Raw genomic sequence first — 4,951 nt, 5'->3', positions numbered from 1 at the left:
GCTCGAGGCGTTGTCCGTGTTCGAGGATGGTGCGCTGCGCGGCTATCGCGAGCAGCGCGACCTGCCGGATCGGGTCGGTACCTCGCGGCTGTCGCCGCACCTGCATTTCGGCGAAATCGCGCCGTGGCGCATCGCCCACGCGCTGGAAGGCCTGCGCAGTGCCGGTACCGATGCTGACATCGATGGCTACCTGCGCCAGCTTGGCTGGCGTGACTTTGCCCATCACCTGCTGCACCACTTCCCGAAGACGCCGACCGACAACCTCAATCCACGCTTCGATCGCTTCCCGTGGGCCAGTCCCAGTGCCGCCCAGCTGCACGACTGGCAGCGCGGCAACACCGGCGTCCCCATCGTCGATGCTGGCCTGCGCGAGCTCTGGCATACCGGCTACATGCACAACCGGGTGCGGATGATCGTTGCCAGCTACCTGTGCAAGCACCTGCGTGCGCATTGGCTGCACGGTGCGCGCTGGTTCTGGGACACGCTGGTGGATGCCGACCTGGCCAACAACACGATGGGCTGGCAGTGGGTGGCCGGCACCGGTGCCGACGCGGCTCCGTATTTCCGCGTGTTCAATCCCGTCACACAGGCCGAGAAGTTCGATCCGCAGGCGCGCTACATCAGCCGCTGGGTGCCTGAGCTGGCGGCGCTGCCGGTAAAGGCGCGGTTCGCTCCATGGCAGCATCCGCACCTGCTGGCCGAACGCGCGCCGGGCTACCCACGCACGCCGCTGGTGGACCTCGCCGCTGGCCGGGATGCCGCTCTGGCCGCCTACCGTCAGTCGGCGGCGGGGTAAAGCGCTGGCTGAGCGGTCCAGACAGCTAGCTGAACACGCCCCTGTCGACCGGCGTGATCATCATCCCGACATCGCGTCCGGCTGTTTATCCTCGTTGCCGCCCGCAAGCCGCCGGCCCGACCGGAAACCAAGGAGAACACCATGATCCGCAACACCACCCGCAACGTCGCACTGGCCCTGATGAGTGCGGCCGTCCTGTCGGCCTGCGCCACCGGCGGCTCCTATGTGCAGAGTGATCCGTACGGCAACCCGACCGAGCAGCAGAACCGCACCGGCCGCAATGCCCTGATCGGTACCGCCATCGGCGTGGCCGCGGGCCTGCTGTCCGGCGACAGCGCGACCGAGCGTCGCCAGCATGCGCTGATCGGCGCGGGCATCGGCGCACTCAGTGGCGCCGCGGTGGGCCAGTACCAGGATCGCCAGGAGCGCGCGCTGCGCGAGCGCACCGCCAACACCGGCATCGACGTCGAGCGCCAGGGCGACAACATCATGCTGAACCTGCCCGACGGCATCACCTTCGACTTCGGCAAGTCGGCACTGAAGCCGCAGTTCTACGGCTCGCTCAATGGCGTTGCCGGCACCCTGCGTGACTACAACCAGACCATGATCGAAGTGGTCGGCCACACCGACAGCATCGGCAGCGACGCGGTCAACAACCGCCTGTCCAAGGAGCGTGCTGATTCGGTGGCGCAGTACCTGATCGGCCAGGGCGTGCAGAGCGTGCGCATCGAAACCCTGGGCGCTGGCAAGGCCTATCCGATCGCTGACAACAGCACCGATGCCGGCCGTGCCAAGAACCGCCGCGTCGAGATCCGCGTGATTCCTCTCAAACAATAACGCGCAGCGTTATCGCTGTTCCGCCGCAGCAGGAACGAAAATGCCGCCCTAGCAGGCGGCATTTTCTGTAGGTGCCGAGTGTGCTCGGCACGCCGATAGCCCATGTGGAGAGCCGTGCCGGCCAAGGTCGGCATCTACCGGAGGCCATCCAGGAGAGCAGGGTACAGRCGGCATCGCTGCAGCTTACGCCGCCGAAGCAGCCACCTTCTCCAGGATACGCTTGCCGCTGCTCGCCAGCGCCGCTTCTTCCTGTTCCTGCTGCTGCCGCGCCAGCTTCGCACCGGGGCACTGCGCCAGCATGTAGTTGGCGTCGAAGTTGAGCTTCTCCACCAGGAAATCGACGAACGCGCGTACCTTCGGCGACACCAGCCGGCCACCGGCGAACACCGCGTTGAAATCCACTTCCGGGCCGGTCCAGCCGGCCAGAACGCGGCGCACCATGCCCGACTCGACGAACGGCTTGGCCATCACGTCGCCGGTCAGCAGCAGACCTTCGCCACACACCAGCGCGCCATTCAGCGCAGACATGTCGTTGGCCGTCATCAGCGGCGTCACCGGGAAGTCGCGCAGCTCGCCACCGTTCTCGCCCAGCTGCCAGGTAAAGCGTGGCGAATTGCCGGTGTGGTACGGCTTGCGCATGGCCAGGATGCGGTGGAACTGCAGCTCTTCCGGATGCAGCGGCTCGCCGTAGCGCTCGATGTAGGCCGGGCTGGCGAACACCTGSGTGCGCAGGCTGCCSAGCTTGCGCGCCACCAGGTTGGARTCGGGCAGGGYRCCCWCGCGCARSGCMAGRTCGGCYTCRCCRGCRATCAGGTCSAGCTTYTCGTTRCCCAKGTGCATGTCCAGSYGGATTTCCGGGTACTGCGCATGGAACTSGCCCAGCAGCGGTGCGATCCAGGTGATGCCGATCGAATAGGGCACGGTGAAGCGCAACCATCCGCGTGGACCAGACTGCAGCTGGCTGACCGCGCTTTCGGCTTCTTCAAGTTCGCGCGCGATGCGCTGGCAATGCTCGTGATAGATCGAACCGGCTTCGGTGAGGCCGAGGCGGCGCGTGGTCCGGTGCAGCAGGCGCGCACCCAGGCGCGTCTCAAGTTCCTGCACTTTGCGGCTGACCGTGGTCTTGGGCAGGCCGAGCGATTTGGCAGCCGCGATGAAGCTGCCTTGCTCGACCACTTTGACGAAGATCAGCGTCTCGTTGAGATCGTGGGACATGGTCAGGGATCCTGGACGTCGGGGATGGGGCAATCGTGACAGAACGATTGGACCGGGGACGGGATGATTATTCCCCTTAATCAGGACTAATCAAGTAGGGGTTTGAGGTCTATCGTGGCGCCATTCGCTAATTGGAGCCCGTCCGCCATGAGCCTGCGCAACATTCTTGCCCGCTTCCGGATTGCCGGCCAGAACGCCCTGGACCTGGCAATGACCGTTGAATCCCGTCCCAGCTCCTTGGTTAACAAGGATTTTCGGGAGTTTACCGCACCCATGCGTCAGCAGCGTGGCGGTGCCTTGCACCTTGCCTCGCACAAGGGTGACCGACTGCGCCGAATCGGGACTATCCCGGATTTGGGAGGAAATGTCCCGTGAATGGGATTCTGACGCCCGAGGTCCTGGTTCTCGGCGGCACCGGTGCCGTGGGCCAGGGTGTGGTCGGCGCATTGCTGGAGGCCGGCAGCCCCGTGCTGGTGGTCGGCCGCGATCCCGGCCGCCTGGCGGCGTTGCACGAGCAGTTTGCTGATGAGCCGGGCCTGCAGACGATGCTGGGCTCGCTCAGCGACGACAGTTCGGCACGTGCGCTGGCCGAACGCGTGGCGCAGCGCCCGCGCCCGCTGGCAGCGGTGGTTGCCGCGATGGGCGGCCCGTACAACCGTGGCCGCGTGGTCGAGCGTGGCGGTGACGCCCTGTCGGCGGCATTGCAGGCGGACCTGATGCCGCATGTGCACGCAGTGCACCACCTGCTGCCGCTGCTGCAGGACAACGTGCATGCTCGCCGCTACGTGATGATCGGCAGCCCGGCCGGGCTCAAGCCCTGGGCAGGCTATGGCGAGACCTCGATCACCACCGCCGCGCTGCGCATGTACGCGCAGGTGGTGCACCAGGAAGCGCAGGCCGTGGGCGTACGCGCGCAGATGCTGGAAGTGTGCAGTCCGGTCTGCACGCCGGCCAACGCTGCCAACGCCTGTATTGAATGGCCGAGTTCACTGCTGGTCGGTCGCCGCGTGGTGTCCCTGCTCGACGGGTGYCGCGACAACCGCGCAATCGTCCGTTGCGATAGCAGTGATGCCGAACTGCCACGCGGCCTGCTGCACCTGGAAAGACCGCCGCTGTGGCGCGACACCGCAGGCGTTGCTTGACCTCGACTTTGGTTGAGGTCGCAGGATACGCCGCCGAAAGTTGATAGCAATTCTCAAATAGCTGTACCACCCCTCCGTACGGATGCATGCCATGACTTCCCCCAATACCACTCCACATCGTTTCGGTCATCGCATCGCGATGGCTGGCGTGTCGATCCTCGCTGCCGCCGTCCTGGCGGCCTGCAGCGGTGGCCATGCCGAAGAAGCCGGCGCGCCGCCCCCGCCGCAGGTCTCAGCTGCCCCCGTGCTGCTCAAGCAGGTCAGCCAGTGGGATGAATTCAGCGGTCGCGTCGAGGCCGTGCAGAGCGTCGAGCTGCGCCCGCGCGTGTCCGGCTACATCGACAAGGTCAACTACGTTGAAGGCGAAGAAGTGAAGAAGGGCGCCGTCCTGTTCACCATCGATGCCCGCAGCTACCAGGCCGAGTACGATCGCGCCAACGCCGAGCTGGCCCGTGCGCGTACCCAGGCGGTGCTGGCCCGCAGCGAATCCGAGCGTGCCAAGCGCCTGGCCGAACAGCAGGCGATTTCCACCGAGACCGCCGAACAGCGTCGTGCGGCCGCCGACCAGTCCGGTGCGGCGGTGCAGGCTGCGCAGGCAGCGGTGGATGCCGCCCGCCTCAACCTGGAGTTCACCAAGGTGCGTGCGCCGATCGACGGCCGTGCCGGCCGGGCGATGGTCACCGCCGGCAACCTGGTCACCGCCGGCGACAGCGCCAGCGTGCTGACCACGCTGGTCTCGCTGGATACGGTGTTCGTGTACTTCGATGCCGACGAAAGCACCTTCCTGCGCTACGCGCAGATGGCGCGCAAGGGCGAGCGCCCGAGCGAGCGCGACAGCGAGCTGCCGGTGAAGATCGGCCTGTCCGGTGAAGAAGGCTACCCGCACTCGGGCAAGGTCGACTTCCTCGACAACCAGGTGACCCGCAGCACCGGCACCATCCGCGTCCGCGCACTGCTGGAC

The 4,951-nt window shown here is 66.4% G+C and carries 6 protein-coding genes; 5 read left to right on the top strand and 1 reads right to left on the bottom strand.

Annotated features, from left to right (window positions below; all coding sequences use genetic code 11):
* Positions 1–796 (top strand): cryptochrome/photolyase family protein (locus AC1VAN_RS11205; RefSeq protein WP_480985819.1); only part of this gene is annotated, 796 nt, incomplete at its 5' end.
* Positions 797–937: 141 nt separating this feature from the next.
* Positions 938–1,633 carry a YiaD family glycine zipper/OmpA-like lipoprotein gene (locus AC1VAN_RS11200; RefSeq protein ID WP_025878838.1) on the top strand — a complete coding sequence of 232 codons (696 nt, stop codon included), beginning with the start codon at positions 938–940 and terminating at the stop codon, positions 1,631–1,633.
* Between the two features lie 183 nt (positions 1,634–1,816).
* On the opposite strand, the gene AC1VAN_RS11195 is transcribed toward AC1VAN_RS11200, so the two are convergent.
* On the bottom strand, positions 1,817–2,848 hold the full coding sequence (locus AC1VAN_RS11195) for a LysR family transcriptional regulator (protein ID WP_480985818.1): 1,032 nt from the start codon (positions 2,846–2,848) through the stop codon (positions 1,817–1,819).
* A gap of 147 nt (positions 2,849–2,995) precedes the next feature.
* On the opposite strand from AC1VAN_RS11195, the gene AC1VAN_RS11190 reads away from it, so the two are divergent.
* From AC1VAN_RS11190 to AC1VAN_RS11180, 3 genes are all read left to right on the top strand, one after another.
* The gene (locus AC1VAN_RS11190; protein ID WP_025878840.1) at positions 2,996–3,223 is read left to right on the top strand and encodes a hypothetical protein; all 228 of its coding nucleotides are present in this window, start codon (positions 2,996–2,998) and stop codon (positions 3,221–3,223) included.
* Positions 3,220–3,990, top strand: a complete 771-nt coding sequence (locus tag AC1VAN_RS11185; protein ID WP_442251954.1) for an SDR family NAD(P)-dependent oxidoreductase — start codon at positions 3,220–3,222, stop codon at positions 3,988–3,990. The genes AC1VAN_RS11190 and AC1VAN_RS11185 overlap by 4 nt, the downstream gene beginning before the upstream one ends.
* A 91-nt stretch (positions 3,991–4,081) precedes the next feature.
* A partial coding sequence (locus tag AC1VAN_RS11180; RefSeq protein WP_480985817.1) for an efflux RND transporter periplasmic adaptor subunit occupies positions 4,082–4,951 on the top strand: 870 nt, incomplete at its 3' end.

Source organism: Stenotrophomonas sp. 05L44_2, assembly GCF_056665995.1.
This window is presented reverse-complemented; position numbering and strand designations above follow the sequence as displayed.